The sequence below is a fragment of the Mycobacterium kyorinense genome (assembly GCF_001672775.1).
Lineage (GTDB): Bacteria > Actinomycetota > Actinomycetes > Mycobacteriales > Mycobacteriaceae > Mycobacterium > Mycobacterium kyorinense_A.
This window is the reverse complement of record NZ_LZKJ01000116.1, coordinates 1-19,057: the sequence shown is the minus strand read 5'-3', so window position 1 is coordinate 19,057 and position 19,057 is coordinate 1. Positions and strand designations below refer to the sequence as shown.

Annotated in this window: 14 protein-coding genes; 5 read left to right on the top strand and 9 right to left on the bottom strand. The window is 65.2% G+C overall.

Annotated elements, in window-relative coordinates:
• Window positions 1-8: 8 nt before the first annotated feature.
• From A5707_RS12225 to A5707_RS12190, 8 genes are all read right to left on the bottom strand, one after another.
• Window positions 9-2,042, bottom strand: a complete 2,034-nt coding sequence (locus tag A5707_RS12225; protein ID WP_065014833.1) for an acyltransferase family protein — start codon at window positions 2,040-2,042, stop codon at window positions 9-11.
• A 296-nt stretch (window positions 2,043-2,338) separates the two neighbouring features.
• Window positions 2,339-3,505: a CaiB/BaiF CoA transferase family protein gene (locus tag A5707_RS12220; protein WP_065014730.1), complete on the bottom strand. Its 1,167-nt coding sequence runs from the start codon at window positions 3,503-3,505 to the stop codon at window positions 2,339-2,341.
• On the bottom strand, window positions 3,498-4,427 hold the full coding sequence (locus tag A5707_RS12215; protein ID WP_065014729.1) for an SDR family NAD(P)-dependent oxidoreductase: 930 nt from the start codon (window positions 4,425-4,427) through the stop codon (window positions 3,498-3,500). The genes A5707_RS12220 and A5707_RS12215 overlap by 8 nt, the downstream gene beginning before the upstream one ends.
• Window positions 4,428-6,275 carry a flavin-containing monooxygenase gene (locus A5707_RS12210; RefSeq protein WP_065014728.1) on the bottom strand — a complete coding sequence of 616 codons (1,848 nt, stop codon included), beginning with the start codon at window positions 6,273-6,275 and terminating at the stop codon, window positions 4,428-4,430.
• A gap of 18 nt (window positions 6,276-6,293) precedes the next feature.
• Window positions 6,294-7,646, bottom strand: a complete 1,353-nt coding sequence (locus A5707_RS12205) for an aromatic ring-hydroxylating oxygenase subunit alpha (RefSeq protein ID WP_065014727.1) — start codon at window positions 7,644-7,646, stop codon at window positions 6,294-6,296.
• Between the two features lie 25 nt (window positions 7,647-7,671).
• Window positions 7,672-8,526, bottom strand: a complete 855-nt coding sequence (locus A5707_RS12200) for an SDR family NAD(P)-dependent oxidoreductase (RefSeq protein ID WP_065014726.1) — start codon at window positions 8,524-8,526, stop codon at window positions 7,672-7,674.
• Window positions 8,527-8,535: 9 nt separating this feature from the next.
• Window positions 8,536-9,969: an aldehyde dehydrogenase family protein gene (locus tag A5707_RS12195; RefSeq protein WP_065014832.1), complete on the bottom strand. Its 1,434-nt coding sequence runs from the start codon at window positions 9,967-9,969 to the stop codon at window positions 8,536-8,538.
• Complete coding sequence (locus A5707_RS12190; protein WP_065014725.1) at window positions 9,969-11,672, bottom strand: thiamine pyrophosphate-binding protein; 1,704 nt, start codon at window positions 11,670-11,672, stop codon at window positions 9,969-9,971. Before A5707_RS12190 ends, A5707_RS12195 begins: the two co-directional genes overlap by 1 nt.
• Window positions 11,673-11,948: 276 nt before the next feature.
• Between A5707_RS12190 and A5707_RS12185 the strand changes: the two genes are divergently transcribed.
• From A5707_RS12185 to A5707_RS12165, 5 genes are read left to right on the top strand one after another with little or no spacing between them, the layout of a single operon-like run.
• Complete coding sequence (locus tag A5707_RS12185) at window positions 11,949-13,556, top strand: SMP-30/gluconolactonase/LRE family protein (protein ID WP_065014724.1); 1,608 nt, start codon at window positions 11,949-11,951, stop codon at window positions 13,554-13,556.
• Window positions 13,549-14,289 carry a GntR family transcriptional regulator gene (locus A5707_RS12180; protein WP_065014723.1) on the top strand — a complete coding sequence of 247 codons (741 nt, stop codon included), beginning with the start codon at window positions 13,549-13,551 and terminating at the stop codon, window positions 14,287-14,289. The genes A5707_RS12185 and A5707_RS12180 overlap by 8 nt, the downstream gene beginning before the upstream one ends.
• Window positions 14,290-14,332: 43 nt before the next feature.
• Window positions 14,333-15,895, top strand: coding sequence for an AMP-binding protein (locus tag A5707_RS12175; RefSeq protein ID WP_156657864.1), 1,563 nt, complete (start codon window positions 14,333-14,335; stop codon window positions 15,893-15,895).
• Between the two features lies 1 nt (window position 15,896).
• The gene (locus A5707_RS12170) at window positions 15,897-16,670 is read left to right on the top strand and encodes an SDR family NAD(P)-dependent oxidoreductase (protein WP_065014722.1); all 774 of its coding nucleotides are present in this window, start codon (window positions 15,897-15,899) and stop codon (window positions 16,668-16,670) included.
• Window positions 16,655-18,145 carry an AMP-binding protein gene (locus A5707_RS12165; protein WP_065014721.1) on the top strand — a complete coding sequence of 497 codons (1,491 nt, stop codon included), beginning with the start codon at window positions 16,655-16,657 and terminating at the stop codon, window positions 18,143-18,145. Before A5707_RS12170 ends, A5707_RS12165 begins: the two co-directional genes overlap by 16 nt.
• Here the strand turns inward: A5707_RS12165 and A5707_RS12160 are convergent.
• The gene (locus A5707_RS12160) at window positions 18,130-18,594 is read right to left on the bottom strand and encodes a polyketide cyclase / dehydrase and lipid transport (RefSeq protein ID WP_065014720.1); all 465 of its coding nucleotides are present in this window, start codon (window positions 18,592-18,594) and stop codon (window positions 18,130-18,132) included. The two genes, A5707_RS12165 and A5707_RS12160, sit on opposite strands and share 16 nt — an antisense overlap.
• Window positions 18,595-19,057: the final 463 nt, after the last annotated feature.

Sequence of the window (19,057 nt, the reverse complement as noted above, 5' to 3'; positions counted from 1 at the left end):
GAATACGCCTACCGCAGCGATTCCTCGAGCCATGGGATCAGCCACTCGACTCCCTCGGCGGTCAGGTGCACGCCGTCGCTACGCACGGGGATCCCGTCGACTTTGGCGGTATAGACGCCTTCGGGGCACAGTTTCTTGTTCAGGTCGAGGATTCCGACACCGGCGCGCTGCCCAATAGTGCGGCGCAGCAATGCGTTCCATTGGTCCACCCGCTCAGGCTGATCCTCTGGATGCAAGCTCCCGTCCCGCTTTTCACCCTGCCGGCTGTAGGGCAGGTTAGCCACCGTCAGCGGCGCATCGGTGGAGCTGAGGATGCCGATCGCCCGATCCAACTCGCCGGCGATATAGGCGTCGAATGCCGGGTCACCGATATGGGTCCAACGGCCCTCGTTCACCCGATCCACTGTCTCCCAGCGCCCGACGACCAGCAGGATGGCATCCGGCCGGTCCTCGGCGATCTGAGCGGCCCATCTGCTCGGCCACGATTCGCATTCGCTTTTTTGATCGAGGGTCTGTTCGAGATACCGGTAGGGGCCGCCGCGCACCATGCTGCAGCCGATGACGGTGTGGTCGATGAAATCGAAGCCTGGAGTCTGGGGAAGGTAGTGCATCAACGTCCAGCCGATCGAGTCGCCGAACACCGACACGGTAAACGGCCGGTGCGGGTCTCGCTGCGCTACTGCCCGCGCGGGCCGAGTGCCGCCCGGTGGGGACGGTGACACGACTGCGACGGACGAAATGCCGGGCGGCAGGCCGGTCTCAGAAACCCCGCCCGCTTTGACACCGACCGGAACGACCAGCATTGTCACCGCGGCGGCGGTGGTGGCGGTAGCCCCGGCCAGCGGCAGCAGCGGCACCCGCAGCGGCCGCCAGTTGCGGATCGGTTGTTCGATCAGCCACCAGGACACCACTGACAGTGCCACCGTGGCGGCGCACCGCACGGCGAACAGCCCTGGCCCGGACCAGCCGGTCCGCTCACCGTTGAGCACCAGAAAGATCGGCCAATGCCACAGATAAACGCCGTAGGAGATGGTGCCAAGCCCGACGAGGGGACGCCAGGACAGCACGGTCGCGACGGGCCCGCGCTGATCCAATGCCACCGGCGCGACGACCAGGACGGCGGCCACTGCCACCGCGACCAGCAGACCGTTGCGGAACTCGTGGGCGCTGCCGGTTGCGTAGTGGACGGCTAGCCCCAACGCGGCAAGGCCGATCACCGGTAACAGTCGGGCGGCCCACTTGCCCCACCGGGTCCGGATCAGCGACCAGCCGCGGTTCAGCGACGACCAATCACCCACCAGAAGCGCCGACGCGGCCGCGCCGGTGAGCAGCGCCTGCGCCCGAGTGTCGGTGCCGAAATAGACCCGGTCACGTGACGCATCCGACGCGAGCAGGATGGCCAGGGCGGCAGAGGCCAATGCACCGGCGGTGGCGAGCAGGACAACGGCCAGTCGAACGCCGCCCACGGTGGCCAGCCTGCCTCGGCGGCGTGCCCGCGCCGCCAACACCACGGCCACCCCAATCAGCAGCAGCGGCCAGACGATGTAGTACTGCTCCTCCACGCCGAGAGACCAGGCATGTTGCAGTGGCGAGGGTGGCGCGCCCTGGGTGAAATAGTCGGTCTGCTGCGCAACGAACATCCAGTTCGCCGCCCAGAAGAATGCGGCGATAGCCTCGTCGCGCAGCCCGGTGACTGACTCGGGTGGAAAGAGCTGCCGGGCGACCGCCACGGTCAGCACCATCAACACCAGTGCGGGCAGCAGCCGTCGCGCCCGCCGAATCCAAAAGTCGCCCAGGCTGATCCGCCCGGTCCGGCCGAGTTCATCGAGCAGCAGCGAGGTGATCAAAAAGCCGCTGAGCACGAAAAAGATATCGACGCCCAGGAATCCACCGGTCAATCCGGGAATGCCGCCATGGTCGGCGAGCACCAATGCGACTGCTATCGCACGCAGGCCGTCCAGCGCGGGAATTCCCGGCCGGCGCTGATCGCCTCGCCCGCGATCGCTGGCCCGCGTACTCGCCAGCCGGGCGGCCCGCCGGATCGGGGCAACCCAGCGGGGCCGCTCAGCACAACGAACCGGCCCAGGGCTTTCCCCGGCCGGTCCCATGCTGGCCCCTTTTGCGCGCCGACTGCCTGCCTCGTCGGTGCCGTCGTTGCCGCCGATACGTCGCTGCCCTCCCTGCTAGACCACGGTCAGTTTAGGTGTGGGCGGCAGCGCGTTACGGGAGTGACACGCGTGAACTGAAGCTCCCGTTCAGGGCAGCGCGAGTGTGCGGATTCATACGCCCATCGCGGCGAGTCGCGTATGACACCGCACAGTCGGCGCTGAGGTGGAGGCTATTTCGCGTCCGCAGCCAGGCCGAGTTCGCCGAGCACGTCGGCGGTGTCGGCACCGAGTTGGGGGGCGGGGCCGGTGACCTGGCCCGGAGTACGCGAAAACCAGGTGGGCACACCGGGAAACCGCACCGGCCCATGCGGCGTTTCCACCGTCTGGAAAAACCCGGCCGCAGTCAGGTGGGGGTTGTCGAACAGGTCGGCCGGAGCACTGAGTGGCGCCGCCGGTATCTCCAGTTCGCCGAACAGCTCCAACCATTCGGCCGTTGTCCGCTCCTTAAGTGTTTCCGCCACCAACGCGTAGACGGTGTCGATCTGACGTGCCCGCCGCTCGAGCGTGGCGAATTGGGAGTCGGCCCACGGCGGTCGCACCGCGTTGATGAACGCGGACCAGTGCTTGTCGTTGTAGATCAGCGCCGCGATGTACCCGTCGCTGGTGCGGTACGGCCGGCGATTGGGCGCCACCGTGCGGGGGTAGACCGCCGGGCCCAGCGGCGGGTCGAACATGGCCCCGTTGGCATGCTCGACGAGCATGAACGATGCCATCGTCTCGAACATGGCGATCTCGACCTCTTGGCCTTGCCCGGTGCGCTCACGATGATACAGCGCCATCATCGTCGCGTAGAGCGCCGTCAGTCCGGCGACCTTGTCCGCCATGATGGTTCCGACATAGCTGGCTTCACCGGTCAGCTGTTCCTGGACGGCCGGCAGTCCGCAGGCCGCCTGGATGGTGTCGTCATAAGCGGGTAGATCCCGGTCGGGCCCGCGGCGGCCGTACCCGTAGCAGTTGGTGTAGACGATGCCGGGATTGATCGCGGCCACCTCGTCGTAACTGAACCCGAGCCGGGCAATCGCTTTGGACCGCATCGAGTGAACGAACACGTCGGCGGTCTCGGTGAGCGCTCGCAGCGCCGACTTGCCGGGCGGCGACTGCAGGTCGAGCACGACGCTGCGCTTTCCGCGGTTCACGTTGACGAACACACCGCTCATCGACGGTTCGGGTCCGACCGAGATGTAGCGGGTGTTATCCCCTTCTGGTGGCTCGACTTTGATCACGTCGGCACCCATGTCGGCCATGATCTGAGTGCAATACGGTCCCATCACCATCGCGGTCAGGTCGACCACTCGCACCCCGGCCAGCGGACCGGTTCGATTGTTGGCGCTAGCCATGATGCGCTCCTTGAGCCTGACGGGTCATCGCGAAGCTGTAGCGAATGTGATCGACATGGCCGTCCGGAACGACCGGAAAGGTCACCGACGCGGCCGCCTCGCCGATGGCGCCCATCTGCTCGCCGACGTCCTCGATCGACCACGACGGCCGGTATACCCCTGGACTCTCGCCGATTACGGCCTTGGCTACCCGGCCCGCGATGGCGATCAGCATCTCCCCGCTGATCGAGCACGCTTCGTGCGCCAGCCAGCCCACCACTGGTGCCACCAACTCGGGGTCCATCGGTGGGTAGGACGAAATATCCAGGCCCTCAGCCATTCTGGTGACCGCTGAGGGGACGATGACGTTGCAGATCACGTTGTCGGCAGTGCCTTCGAGCGCGACGACGTTGGAGAGGCCGATGATGCCGGCCTTGGCGACGGCGTAATTGGCCACGCCGTGGTTGCCGTACAACCCGCCGATCGACGACGTCAACACGATGCGCCCGTAGTGCGCGTCGCGCATGAGCGGAAAGGCGGGCCGCACGACATGAAAGGCGCCCCGTAAGTGGACATCCAGCACGGCCTCGAAGTCCTGGTAGGTCATCTCGGCTAGTGATGCGCGACGAACGGTGCCCGCGTTGTGGATCAGAATGTCGATACCGCCATAGTGATCCAGCGCCGCGTTAACGATGGCTTGGCCGCCGGTGGCGGTGGCCACTGATTCGGTGCAGGCCACGGCTTCGCCGCCGGCCGCCCGGATTTCGTTCATCACCGCATCGGCGGGGCCAGGATCAACGCCGTCGCCGGTCAAGCTACTGCCGGTGTCGTTGACGACGACCTTGGCGCCCCTGCTCGCCAACAGCAGGGCGTACGCGCGGCCCAATCCGCGGCCGGCGCCGGTGACGACGGCTACTCGATCGTCGAATCTCAGTTCAGCCATTCATGTTCCCAGCACGAGGCCGTCCAGATCACCCTTGCCGCGCCATTGCGCCAACAGGTCACCGAAGGCGTAGAAGCCTGGTCCATAGGGCTCGCCGAGGTGGGAGCGAATACCTTCTCCCCCGCCCCCGCCTTCATTGTTGTAATAGCCGGGCGTGCATTGGGCGTCGAACGCCGAATTGTCGATGGCGGTCTCGCGGATCGTCTTGCCCCAGTCGTCCTGGGCTTCGGGGCTCGGCTCTACCGTCGTGGCGCCGCGGTCCAGAGTTTCGGCGATGAGGTAGGCGATGTGCTCGCCCTGTAGCTCGTAATTGGCGGCGATGTTGGCGGAGATGCCCACCTGGGTGAAGCCGGTGAAGAACTGGTTGGGGAAGCCCGCGCTGGTCATCCCGTGCAGGGTCTTGTATCCGTCGGCCCAGTAGTCGAACAGCGACAGCCCGTCGCGGCCCTCGATCGCATCGATCGAATAGCGCCGGCTGAGCTCGGTCGTGATCTCGAAGCCGCTGGCGTAGATGATGCAATCGACTTCGTACTCAACGCCATTGGCTACCAGCCCGTTCTGGGTGATCCGTTCCACGCCTTTGGACGACGACACGTCGACCAGCGTCACATTGGGCCGGTTGAACGTCGACAGGTACTCGTCGTTGGAAAGCGGGCGCTTGCACAGGAACCGGTAGTAGGGCTTGAGCGCTTCGGCGGTCTGCGGGTCCTCGACGATGCTGTCGATGCGGCGGCGCAGCCGCTCCATGACCTTGTAGTCTTCTTCCTCCCGGATCGCCATGAACTGCTCCGGAGTCATCAACGCCGGATCTTCCAATGCCAGCACCCGGGCCGCAGTATTGCGACCGAGCTCGGTCCAAAAGTCGCAGACCAGATCGGGCTGTCCCAGCGCCATCCCCTCGAATGTCCAGGAATGGAAGTTGCGTTGGCGTTCCTTTTGCCAGCCCGGCTGCAAAGACTTCACCCATTCGGGATCAGTCGGCGCATTGTTGCGCACGTCCACCGACGAGGGGGTGCGCTGAAATACGTACAGCTGTTGGGCATGACGGCCCAGGAACGGCACGATCTGAATCGCGGTTGCGCCGGTGCCGATGACGGCGACGCGTTTGTCGGCCAGCTTGTCCAGTCCACCGGTGGTGTCGCCGCCGGTATACCCGTAGTCCCAGCGCGACGAATGGAAGCTATGCCCGGTGAAGTCCTTGATCCCGGGGATACCGGGCAGCTTGGGCCGGTGAAACGGGCCGGACGCCATCACGACGAACCGCGCGCGGATGTCGTCGTCACGGTTGGTGCCGATCCGCCAGCGCTTGAGCTCCACATCCCAGCGCAGCGTGCGCACCTGGGTCGAGAAAATCGCGGAATCGTAGAGGCCGAAGTGCTTTCCGATGCGCCGGCAGTGCTCGTAGATCTCGGCGCCGTCGGCGAACTTCTTCGAGGGCATGAAGTCGAGCTCTTCGAGCATGGGGATGTAGCAGTAGGATTCGTTGTCGCACTGGATGCCCGGGTAGCGGTTCCAGTACCAGACGCCGCCGAAGTCGCCGCCGAGCTCGATGATGCGAACGTCGTCGACGCCGGCCTTCTTCAGATGGGCGGCCGACAGCAAACCGCCGAATCCGCCGCCCAACACCGCGACGTCGATGTCCTCGCAGATCGGATCGCGGGGCGTGACCGGCGTGTAGGGGTCGGTTTCGTAGTAGCCGGCGAAGTCGTCTTCGAGCTCGATGTACTGCTTGGAACCTTCCGCGCGCAGCCGCTTTTCGCGCTCCTGGCGGTATTTTTCGCGCAGCGCGGGGATGTCGATGTCATCCGGGGTTTGCGTCGATGCGCAGTCGGCGGCGTTGGTCGTCATGCGGATGGGTTCTTCCTCTCACAGTTCGCGGGGTTCGCCGGTGCCCATGTACTTCGACAGCTGGTAGTGCAGATTGACCGTGCTGCGTTCGCGATACGGGTTGGGTTTGGTGCCCGGGAAGCCAAGGGATTTCATGCCCTGCTGCACTGCGGCCATGTTGGAGAAGTCCTGCGGTAGCACACTGAGCCAATTCGGGTCGCCGACTGGGGTGTAGACCCACTCGGTCTGCGGCTCTTGGCCCTTCGGGAACAGTTCGAACACCGCGACTTCGAAGATGCACTTGTTGGGGTCATAGCTCGGGTCGGGGCGGGCGCTGTAGCACAGTGCGCTGGTCAGACCCTGGCCGATCTGGAAGTTCGGGAAGATCTGCCATGCGGTTCCGCTCTGTCCCAGGATGTCGGGCGGGATCGTCGGCCACACCACACCGCGGGCGGCGTCGTCTCGGCGCGCCGAGGACAACCAGTGCTCGAGGACCTGATCGGGCGGGGTCCCGGCCGGCAGCTCGTCGACCAGCCGCAGCGCGGCATCCACCAGCGTCTGCGTGGTGGTGGCATTGGTTTCTTGCAGTGTGTAGAGCTGCATCTCGGCGGTCGACACGCGAGGGTCGGCTCCGGTGCCGAGTCGAACTTTGGATTTGGTCGCCTCGAGCTCGTCGGGAGCGTCGTAGCCGATGTTGCTGTGCTTGCCCTGCGCTTTGGCCCACCCTTTGAATTCGCCGAACTTGTTGAACTCCGGATGGGTTGTCGCGACGTGATAGGTCTCGTTGAAGGCCTCCATCGCGACCTTCCAGTTGCAGTCGAACTGCAGCCATTTGCGCCACTTGTAGCGCATGTTCTCCAACCCGAACGGGTCGAGGATTTTGGCGGCCGGATGCAGGTAATCCATCAGCGACTCGCATTCGGGATCCATGTTGATCCACAGCCAGCCGCCCCAGGTGTCGACCCGTACACCGGCCAGATGGGTGTTGTCAGCGGTCAGCGCGTTCTGCCAGTCGGGTTGCTCGCGGATGTAGGTGCAGGCGCCGTCCAAGTCGTAAGTCCAGCCGTGGAATCCGCAGACGAATGACTTTCGCGCACGCCCGCAGCCGTTCTTCGCGCCCGGCGGGGTGTCGATCAGCCGACGTCCGCGGTGCATGCAGACGTTGTGGTGGGCTTTGAACTCGCTTGTCCCGGTGCGCACCACGAGAATCGAATCGTCGAGGATCTCGTAGGTGAGGTAACTACCCACCTCGGGCAGCTCCTCGACCCGGCCGACTTGCAGCCACACTTTCCGCCACAGCTTGTCGCGCTCGGCCCGCGCGTACTGTTCCGAGATGTAGGCGTCCACGCCGATCGTCACGGGCGCGGAGAGCTCTTCGCCGTTGGTCGTCACTGCGTCCTCACTTCTCGAACCTGTATCATGCGTCGTCCCAACGCTGTATCGCTGCGCGGAACGCTTCGTCTTTGAGGAACAGGGAGGTGTTATCCGCGTCGAGATGGCCCCATCGCAGGCTCAGGCCGCCGTCGACGAGCAGTGTCTGCCCGGTGATGTAGCTCGATAGGTCGGACAGCAGAAACAAGATCGCGCCGGCCTGCTCCTCGGGCCGACCGCGCCGCCCCATCGCAATCGCGCGGCGATCACGATCTGGATCCTCGTCGACGTAGGTGCGTGATGCCGCCGTCTCGGTGACTCCCGGCGCCACCGCGTTGACCCGGATGCCGTCGGCTGCCAGTTCGACCGCCATGGTGCGCGTCATCGCTGTCACCGCGGCCTTGGCTGTGCCATAGGCAATATGGAACGGCGCGGTGTTCATGCCGCTGATCGAGGCGATCGAGACGATGGAACCGGGCCTGCCGTGTTGCTTGAGCTCCGCGGCCACCGCCTGGCTCATGAAGAACGTGGTTTCGAGGTTGGCGGCAAACAACTCTCGCCAATCGGATCGGCTTACCCGAGTCGACGGCATCCACGTCGACGGTGCGGCGCCACCGGCAACGTTGACAAGCCCATACAGCTCGCCCGGGAGGGTGCCCACCTGGTCGATGACTGCGGCAATGCCCTCGTCGGTCGACGCGTCAGCGGCCATCGGCACGACCGAAAGACCTTGCTGTGCCAGTGGCGTGATGTGCTGGTCGAGGTTCTGCTTCGATCGGCTCACCGCGACCACGGTGGCGCCCGCCTCGGCGGCCATGGCTGTCACGGTGGTGCCGATCCCACCACCGCCGGCGCCCGACACCACGACGATGCCTCCGGCGAGATTCAGCAGATTGCCCATGGCGTGCTTTCAGCCGGCGGTTTCCGGCGCATAGCCGAGAATCGCCTTGGTTTCCAGGTATTCGTCGAAGCCGAACTGGCCCCATTCGCGTCCGTTGCCGCTGCGTTTGTAGCCGCCGAAACCCGCGTGGAAATCGAATCCGTCGTTGATCACCACCCATCCCGACTTGAGTCGGCGCGCGATGGCCCGCGCCTTCTCGACGTCGTCGGCGGCCACGTAGCCGGCGAGGCCGTACTCGGTGTCGTTGGCGATCTCGACGGCCTGGTCCACGCTGTCATAACCCAGAATCGACAGCACCGGCCCGAAAATCTCCTCGCGGGCGATCGTCATGTCGTTGCCGACCTCGGCGAAAACCGTCGGCTTGACGTAATAGCCCTTTTCCAGCCCGTCGGGACGCCCGGTGCCGCCGGTGACCAGCGTGGCGCCCTCGTCGATGCCTTTCTGGATGAGCGCCTGGATCTTCTCGTACTGAGCCCCGGAAACTACCGGGCCCAACGCGGCATCCCCGGCGGGGTCACCAACGGTGAGCTTCGACGCGGCTTCCCTGGCGATATCGATGGCCTCGGCCATCCTGGTGTTGGGCACCAGCATGCGCGACGGCGCGCTGCAGGTTTGTCCGGAGTTACCCATCATGCTGGTGACCCCGGCGCTGACGTGGTCGGCGAAGGCGGCGTCGTCGAGAACGATGTTGGGCCCTTTCCCGCCGAGCTCCTGGGTGACGCGTTTGACGGTGGGCGCAGCGTTGCGGGCGATTTCGATGCCGGCCCGCGTGGAGCCGGTGAACGACACCATGTCGACGTCGGGATGGCTGGCAAGTGTCACACCCACGCCCGGGCCGTCGCCTTGCACCAGGTTGAACACGCCGGCGGGAACGCCTGCGGCATGCAGGATCTCAGCGAAGATCTGGGCCGAGAACGGCGCCAACTCCGAGGGTTTGAGCACTGTCGTGCAACCGGTCGCCAGCGCTGGAAAGACTTTGACGGCAACCTGGTTCATCGGCCAGTTCCACGGCGTGATCAGGCCACAAACCCCGATCGGCTCCTTGACGATCAGCGTCGCACCGCGCCGCTCTTCGAAGGTGTAGGACGTCAGCACGTCGATCGCGGTGTTCAGGTGCCCGAGTCCCAACCCGACCTGAGGGCCGACGGCGAGCGCGGCGGGCGCGCCCATCTCTTCGGTGATCGCCGCGGCGAGATCGTCGGTGCGCCGCTGGTATTCGGTGAGAATCCGAACCAGAACGTCGAGCCGTTCCTCTCTGCTGGTTACCGACCAACTGGCGAAAGCCCGCCGCGCCGCCGCGACTGCCCGGTCGACATCAGCGCTTAAGCCAAGCGCTACCCGTCCGCAAACCTGTTCGGTTGCCGGGTTTTCGACGTCGACGGTCCGCGGGTCGGCCGGCTCGACCCAGCCGCCGTCGATGTAGAACTTGAGGTATTCACGCATCACTGGGTTCCTTCGGCGTACCAGGTCCGGAATTCGTCGTAGCTGGGCATCTCCTCGGAATTGACCTTAGGGTCGATCGGCACGTGGATGACGCCGACTTTGCCGCTGGCGTAAGCGCGTTCGATCGCCGGCCCGATGTCCTCGCCGCGTTCGATGTATTCGCCGTGACAGCCGAAACCCTCGGCGATCTTGTCGAAGCGCACATCCTTGCTCCAGTGCACGCCGGTCTCGAGCGATCCCTGACCGAACGTGCGCTTGTACACGCCCACCTCCAGACCCCACTGATGGTCCACGCCCACCACGCAGACCAGCGGCAGCCCCAGGCGCGCAGCGGTTTCCAGCTCCGAGATATGGAACATGAACGACGAGTCGCTGGTGAGCAGCATGACCGGGCGCTTTTTACCGTCGGCAACCGACGCCCCGACGGCATATGGCAGACCGGTCCCGATGTGCCCGAAGTTCTGGTTCCAGATGACGTCGTGCGGCTTGGCCTGCGAGTAGGTCCACTGGAAGATGACCGTGGCGCCGCCGTCACGGACCAGGATGCCGTCATGGGGAAAGACTTTCGTCGCTTCGACCACGAAACGCGCGGTGTGCAGCGGTGTTCCGGACGGGGCAGTTTTCCCAAGCTCTGCGATGCGCGACGCATCTCGCGCTACCCAGTCGCCGAGCTCGGGTGAGGCGCTGCGTGGTGAATCCTTGAGCGCCTCGACAAGCTGCGGCACGATCGCCCGCAAGTCGCCGACCAACGGGACGTCGATGCGCCGGTTCACGCCGATGGCTTGAGGATCGAGTTCGACGCTGATCCATTTGCGGTTGCCGTCGTTGGCGGCCCAATGCCGGCCCTTGCCGTAGTGCACCGGCTCACCGAGCTCGGTGCCGATGGCGATGCACAGATCGGATTGCACCACCGCCTCGACGGCCGACGGTGAGAAGCCGTAAGGGAACGTGCGATCCTCGATGCCCTTGATGAACGCGGTGCCGCCGGACGTCTGAATCACCGGGCAATTCACGAGTTTGGCGAGCGCCTCCACCGATTCTCCAGCCCGGGCACATTGCACGGCGTGGCCGACCAACAGAATCGGCTGATCGGCTTTTCTGATCAGCTCCACCGCCTTGTCGACCATCTGCGCGCTGGCGCCCTGATTGACCAGGCGGTACGCATGCGGCGGCACCGCCGCCGGCACGTCAAGTTCTTCGAGGATGACGTGCGCCGGGTATTCGATGTAGGCCGGGCCGGGCGTCCCCGTCTGCGCGCTGCGCAGCGCCTCGCGGACAATCTCATCAGTCTGGTCGGCGTATTCGATGCTGGCCGCGTACTTCACCGACGGCGCCAGCAGTGGGATCTGCGAGACGAACTGGATCCGGCCGCGTCGCACCCTCTGCTCGGTGATGCGGGCCCGCTGACCGCCCAGGAAAATGACCGGCGAATTCTCGACCTTCGCGCACATCATTGATCCGGCCAGATTGGCCAGACCCGGCCCCAGCGTGCCGATGCACAAGCCGGGCTTTCCGGTCATCCGCGACACCGCGTCGGCCATGAACCCGGCGCACTCCTCGTGATGGGGCGCCACGACGTCCCAGCCGCGCTCTTCTGCGGCATGAAACAAGTGGACGAAATTCGGATCCGGGATGCCGAAGAGCGTCGTGATGCCCTCTGCCTCGAACAGGTCGAGAATCCGCTCGTACACCTTCACGGCCATGGTCAGCCCGCTCCGGTTCGCAAGATGTGGAGCCGTAATTGTCTGGACAAGATGCCTTCTCCCGCTAACCGCTGAGAATCCGATTCTAAGTTACGCAGAACATGATTCATCAGTGGTGCTGCAGGGTCAAGGATGCGGTTTTGTCCCCAGTCGGTGATGGTCGAATCCCGCCGCGGTCGAACACGACCGGCGCCCACTCTCAGCGAATCGGCCCCTTGTATGGACTAATGACGGTTGCTAGCCTTCCAGCCACCGACTACCGGGAGAACATCGCCGATGACCCTGCACGACGGCCGCTATCCCGTCGGGGCCGCGCCCGGCCTCGCCGAAGGCTGGACGCTGGACCGGCTCACGTCGCCGAGTCGGCTGTTCGGCGCCAACGGCCTGCGCACCGGCCCCGACGGCCGGGTCTACATCGCTCAGGTGACCGGCAGCCAGATCAGCGCCCTCGACATTGGGACCGGGCAGCTGGACACCGTCAGCGCCAAAGGCGGAGACATCATTGCTCCCGACGACGTGGCCTTCGACCCAAGCGGCAATCTCTACGCCACCGAGGTCATGGATGGGCGGGTCAGCGCCCGCAGCGCCGACGGCCGCGCCCGGGTGTTGCGCGACGACGTCCCCTCGGCCAACGGCATCACGTTCCATCAGGGCCGGTTGTTCATCGGCGAATGCCGCGAGGGGGGACGGTTGCTGGAACTCGATCTCAACGGCGGTGCGCCACGCGTGCTGCTGGAGAATGTGCCGTCGCCCAATGCCATGGAGGTGGGCCCGGACGGCTTGCTGTATTTCCCGGTGATGGGCGCCAACGAGATCTGGCGGATCGACCCCGACGGCGGGGAGCCCGAGCGCGTCGCCGGGGGTCTCGGTGTCCCGGACGCGGTCAAGTTCGACAGCCAGGGCCAGATCGTCTCGACTCAGGTGCACAGCGGCCAGGTGCTGCGAATCGATCCGCGCACCGGCGATTCCACGGTGCTGGCCACGCTCAACCCCGGCCTGGACAATTTGACGTTCGTGGGCGACCGGCTGTTCGTTTCGAACTTCACCGGCGAGATCACCGAAATCCTCGACGGCGGCCAGACGCAGACCGTGTTGCCCGGTGGGCTGAATTGGCCGTTGGATCTGACCGTCGGTGCTGACGGTGAGCTCTACATTGCCGACGGCACGTATTTCTATGTGCTGGGGCGTGACGGCGCCCTGCGGACCGTCGGCATGTTGTTCACTCCCGGCTACCCCGGATTCCTGCGCGGTGTGACGGCGACCGGACCGGGCGAGTTCGTGGTCACCACCTCCGGTGGACAGGTCGCGCGGTATCGGCCGGCCGACAGCGAAACCGCAGTGCTGGCCGACGGATTCGATCAGCTCTACGGCGTGGCGGTCGGCCCCGGCGACGACGTTGTCGTCGCCGAACTCGGGACGGGACGGGTGTTGTCGATCCGCGACAGTCAGATCGGCATGCTCGGCTCCGGCCTGCACGACCCGATAGGTGTGGCGATCGCACCCGACGGCGGTTACCTCGTCTCGGAAGCGGGTGCCGGGCGAGTGGTCAGGCTCGACGGCTCCCGCGCCGAAACCGTGCTGGACGGCCTGCAGCGCCCTCAGGGCGTCCTGGTGCGCGACCGGCAGTTATATGTCGTCGACGCCGGCGCCAAGGCGCTGATCGCGTTCGATCTGGCGGACCGCAGCCGTCGCACGATCGCCGCTGACTTGCCGGTCGGTGCTCCCGCGGGCGTGGTGCCCAAACCGCTGCGCGGCATGCCCCCGTTCTCCGGCCCGCAGGGTCCGTTCGCCGGCATCGCCGCCGGACCCGATGGCACGCTCTATCTATCGGCCGACGGCGACGGCAGCGTGCTCGCCCTGCGCCAAGTGGGCCACCATGGCTGACGCACAACCAACCGACCACCGTTATCTGCAGGTCGCGCGGGCCCTGCGCAAAGAGATCGTCGACGGGGTCTATCCGGTCGGATCGCAACTTCCCACCGAACACCAACTCTGCGAACGGTTTTCGGTCAGCCGGTACACCATCCGCGAAGCCCTGAGACGACTGCGGGACGACAACCTCGTCGCCTCCCGGCCGCGAGCCGGCACGCTCGTCGTCCCTCGGCCGTCCTCCGACTCCTACATGCAAGACGTGGTGTCGATCAACGACCTGCTGGCGTTTGCGAGGGGTGCGCAATTCGCCATCGATTCGACCAAGATGGTGGTGATCGACGCCGAGTTGGCAAGCCGCACCGGGCTGGTCGGCGGCGAAGAATGGCTGGCGGTGTACGGCTTCCGTCAGATGGAGGGCGCCGAATCTCCGGTGTGCCGGACCGAGTACTACATCAACCGGGCGTTCGCCGCAGTGGGCAGACTCTTGCAACGCCATACCGGTCCGATCTTCCCGCTGATCGAAGATCTCTTCGGCTTGAGCATCGTCGAGGTTCGCCAAGAGATCGCCGCGGTGCTCATCGCACCGGCATTGGCGGACGAGCTCAGCGTCGTCGCGGGAACACCAGGGCTCGAAGTGCACCGCACCTACACCACCTCCGACGGCGAGGTCGCCCAGGTCACCATCAACACCCACCCCGCAGCGCGCTTTCGTCACTCGATGACGATGCGGCGTGTCCGGGGCTAAGGTGATTCGTCTGGTGAACACAGAATTGATCGCTGGTCGAACGATCCGCCGCGACGACGCACGGGCCGCCGACGCGTATGCCCGCGGGTGGTGGATTTCCGGCACACTGGCTGATTCGCTGGCTGAGGCCGCACAGCGCACACCGCACCGAATTGCGGTGATCGACGGTGCAACTCGGTTGGACTGCCAGACGCTTCACATCCAATCGACGGCGCTGGCGCAGGCCATGCTGGCGCGGATGCCGGTCGGCAGCGTGGTGTCGTTCATGCTGCCCAACTGGCACGAGGCCACGGTCATCTACCTGGCCGCGACGATGGCCGGAATGGTGGTGAACCCCATCCTGCCGTCGCTGCGGGATCGTGAGTTGCACTTCATCCTTGAGGACTGCGGCAGCCGGATGGTCTTCGTGCCGGGTGAGTTCGCGCGCCACGATTATCTGTCGATGCTGAACCGGGTGAGCGACCGATTGGGTACTCCCCCAGAAGTGGTCGCCGTACGTGAGCCTAACGACGGTGCTCACACCCGGTTCGAGTGGTTGCTGGACCATCAGACTCCGCCGGCGGAGTTGCCGGCCCTGAATCCGGACGCCGTACGCATGGTCCTTTACACCTCCGGCACAGCGGGTCGTCCGAAAGGCGTGCTGCACAGTCATAACTCGCTGCACGCGTTGATCTGCCAGATCCGCGACTACTGGCAGGTTCATTCTGGGGACACGTTTTTGGTGCCGTCGCCGATCGCGCACATCGGCGGCTCGATTTATGCCTTCGAATGTCCGCTGATACTGGGCACCACAGCGGTACTGATGGATCGCTGGGACGCCGATGCCGCGGTGCAGCTGATGCGGGCCGAGCGCTGTACCCACATTGCCGGCGCCACACCGTTTCTGGAGCAGATCCTCGGGTCCGCACAGCGCGCTGGTACGCGTCTGCCGGATCTGAGACTGTTCGTCTGCGGTGGCGCATCGGTGTCGCCACCGCTGATCAAAGACGCCGCAGCCTATTTCGAGCGGGCGGTCGTCACCCGGGTGTACGGCTCAACCGAGGTCCCCGTGGCCACGGTCGGCTCGCCGCTCGACGCTCAACACGCCGCGGTTACCGACGGCCGCGCCGGCTTCGCCGAGATCACGCTCCGCGAGGGCGAGATCCGGGCACGCGGGCCGCAAATGCTGATCGGTTATCTGCATGCCGAAGACGAGACCGAGGCGTTCGATGCCGACGGTTACTTCCGCACCGGAGACCTCGGGCACTGGGTCGACGACGACTACCTGGTGGTGACGGGTCGCGCCAAGGACATCATCATCCGCAACGGTGAAAACATTGCCCCCAAGGAGATTGAGGACGTCCTGATCGCCCATCCCGGCATCGCCCAGGTCGCCGTCGTGGGACTACCCGACGATCGCACCGGTGAGCGCGCCTGCGCTGTCATCGTGCCCTCCGATGCGCCCGCACCCGACGTCGCCGCGCTTCGCGACTTCCTGCAAGAACACGGGCTGGCGAGGTTCAAAGCGCCTGAGCAAGTGGTCATCTGGGCGCAGTTACCCCGAAACGACGCGGGCAAGGTGTTGAAGCATCAGATCAAGGCGGCGCTGATGAATACGGAGCAGTGACATGCGGGTGGCGATCGTAACCGGGGCGACCGGCGGTATCGGGTTTGGCTGTGCGACCAAACTCGCCGAAATGGGTATGGCCGTGCTGGCGACGGGACGAAGCCTCGACAAGCTCGCGGAATTAGCCGCCGCCGTCGGGAATCCGGACCAGATCGCCACCGTTGCCGTCGACCTCACCGACGACACCGCACCGCGCCGCATCGTGGATAGCGCCGTCGGCCGATGGGGGCACATTGACTTTCTGGTCAACAATGCCGGGGTCGGCAGCCCCACGCCGCTGCACGAAACCGACGACGCGACACTGGACTACTTCCTGAACGTAATGCTGCGTGCACCGTTCCGATTAGCCCGCGACGTCCTGCCGCATATGCAACCCGGCTCGGCCATCATCAACATCACCTCGACGTTCGCGGTCGTCGGCGGACTTCGCGGCGGCCCGTACTCGGCAGCGAAAGGTGGGCTCACCGCGCTGACCACCCACATCGCCTGCCAGTACGGGGCCCAGGGAATTCGGTGCAACGCCGTGGCGCCCGGAGTGATCCAGACGCCGATGACCGAACAGCGACTGCAGGACGAGCGATTCCGCCGAATGAACCTCGAGATGACGCCGCATCAGCGGCTGGGCACCGTCGATGACGTCGCCAATGCTGTCGCATTCCTGTGCTCCCCCGGCGGCAGTTTCATCAACGGCCAGACGATCGTGGTCGACGGCGGCTGGTCGTCCACCAAGTACCTGTCGGACGTCGCACTAACCTCGCAGTGGACGGCTCGGTGAACCTGTTCGCGCTGCTGGACCAAGCCGCGCTGCGCTTTTCGGATCGCGGAGCGGTCTACCACGGCGAACAATGCGTCTGCAGCTGGCGAGAACTGCGCCAACACGCGTTGCGGCTGGCGGGTTCGCTGCGGGAACACTGCCCGTCCGGCACCAGGATTGCGATTGCCAGCGAGAACCGTCCGGAGATCGTCGAACTGCTATTCGCGATCTGGGCGGCCGAGTGCGTCGCCGTCCCGATCAACTACAAGCTTCACCCCAGAGAGATGGCGCAGATTCTCGACGACGGCGGTGCCTGCCAGGTCTTTGCGTCGGCGACTATCGCAGCCCAACTGGCGCCGAGCAGGGATGTTGGAATCGAAACGATTGGCTCCCAAGGTTACTCAGATCGATTGGCGGCGCCGCCAGTGGCACCGCCGTGCACGGACCCGTCGACGTTGGCCTGGCTGTTCTATACCAGCGGCACCACCGGCCGGGCGAAGGGCGCGATGCTCACTCATCGCAGCCTGACCGCGATGACCCTGGCCCACCTGGCCGACATCGACAACCCCGACCAGGATTGCAGTTTGGTGCATGCAGCGCCGATGTCACATGGCTCTGGGCTTTACATTCCGGCTTACGTTCTGCGCGGAGCCCGCCAAGTAGTGCCGGCAAGCGGCGGCTTCGACCCCGACGAGTTCCTGGATCTCTGTGACCGCCATCCGGGTTGCAGCGCGTTTCTCGCGCCCACCATGGTGCAGCGGTTGACTGGCACGGGCCGCCCACGTCCGAGTCAGCTGCGGACGGTCATCTATGGCGGAGGCCCGATGTACGTGGACGGCATCAAGAAGGCGATGGCGTCGTTCGGGCCGATCTTCACGCAGATCTACGGCCAGGGTGAGTCCCCGATGACCATCACGGGCCTGCGCCGCGCTGACTACGCCAACGCCGACGATGCGGTATTGGGTTCGGTCGGCTATCCGCGATCGGGCATGGATGTCGCGGTGCTGCGCGACGACGGCACACCGGCGGATACCGGCGAGATCGGTGAAATCGTCTGCCGCGGCGACGTTGTCATGGTCGGCTACTGGAACGACGCGGCGGCCACTCGCGACACACTGCAGAACGGCTGGCTACATACCGGTGACTTGGGTTCCTTCGATGAGCGGGGCTGTCTGACGCTGCGTGACCGCTCGAAGGATGTCGTGGTCAGTGGCGGCAGCAACGTCTATCCGCGTGAGGTGGAAGAGGCGCTTCTGGAGCACCCGGCCGTGTCGGAGGCCTGCGTCGTCGGCGCGCCGGACCCGGAGTGGGGCGAGATTGTGGTCGCATTCGTCGTCGGCTCGGCGGGTACCGACGAACTCGACGCGCACCTGTTGCAGCGCATCGCACGCTTCAAACGTCCGAAACGCTATGTGATTGTCGAACAGTTGCCGAAGAACAGTTACGGCAAGGTGCTGAAGCGCGAGTTGCGGTTGGCGTTTCAGGCTATTGACTGAAAGTGGTCGCGGATGCCCGCCAACATCGCGATGTGCGCCGTGACTGCTTCACGCGTGGTGATGGCGGCCAGCGGACGGGGAACCGCGATGTGGAGGCGTTCGATGATGCGGGTGCCGATAGCCGTCGACTCGAAGGACACCCGGCCGTCCAGGCGAACCTGCGGGAATTGCCGCGCTTGGGTGATCACGTCGCCGTGGCGGGGAACTTGAAGTCGTGCCCAGTAGCTGACTCGTAGATTCAACCGCCCCAGCGGGATTCGGTCGGTTATCCGGTAGATCTGCTCGTAGCCGTCATTGGTTTCACGATGCAGTGTGGTGCGTACCGCAACGACCAGCGGGTGCACTGTCCTGATGTTGTTCAGATCCACATAGAAGTCGCGGACTTGCTCCGGCGTCGCCGCCACCTCTTCGGTCAGCGTCCGCTCGACCTGGGTGATCCACCAACTCACAGTGGGCTAACCTACCGCTTGTCACAGGAGTCACGGCGCGAGCCGGTGCTGGCGATGTGCCCGCCTCGTAGCGACAAACCGGCCTGCTGCACGGTGCGCGGCTGATGACTTGTTCACTTATGCCACTGCTGTTTTAACCCGCCACGTGTGTCACGCAAATGGGTTGATTTGGCCGTGCCCGGCTATCAGCGACAGCGGATCGATTGTCCGGCCCGTGTGCAGCGTTTGAGCGGATCGAACCGCCCCAACCGGGCGGCTGTCGCTCGCAGTCGGGCATGCTGATCAGCCGCTTCCGCGCTGACTCAAAGTGGCGGACGAAGCTTACCGAGTCGCAAGTGAACCATCGGTTGCGTGCTCACCTGCCCCGGGCGCCGTTTGTCGCTGCAAGGCGGGCACATCGCCAGCACCGGCTCGCGCCGTGACTCCTGTGACAAGCGGTAGGTTAGCCCACTGTGAGTTGGTG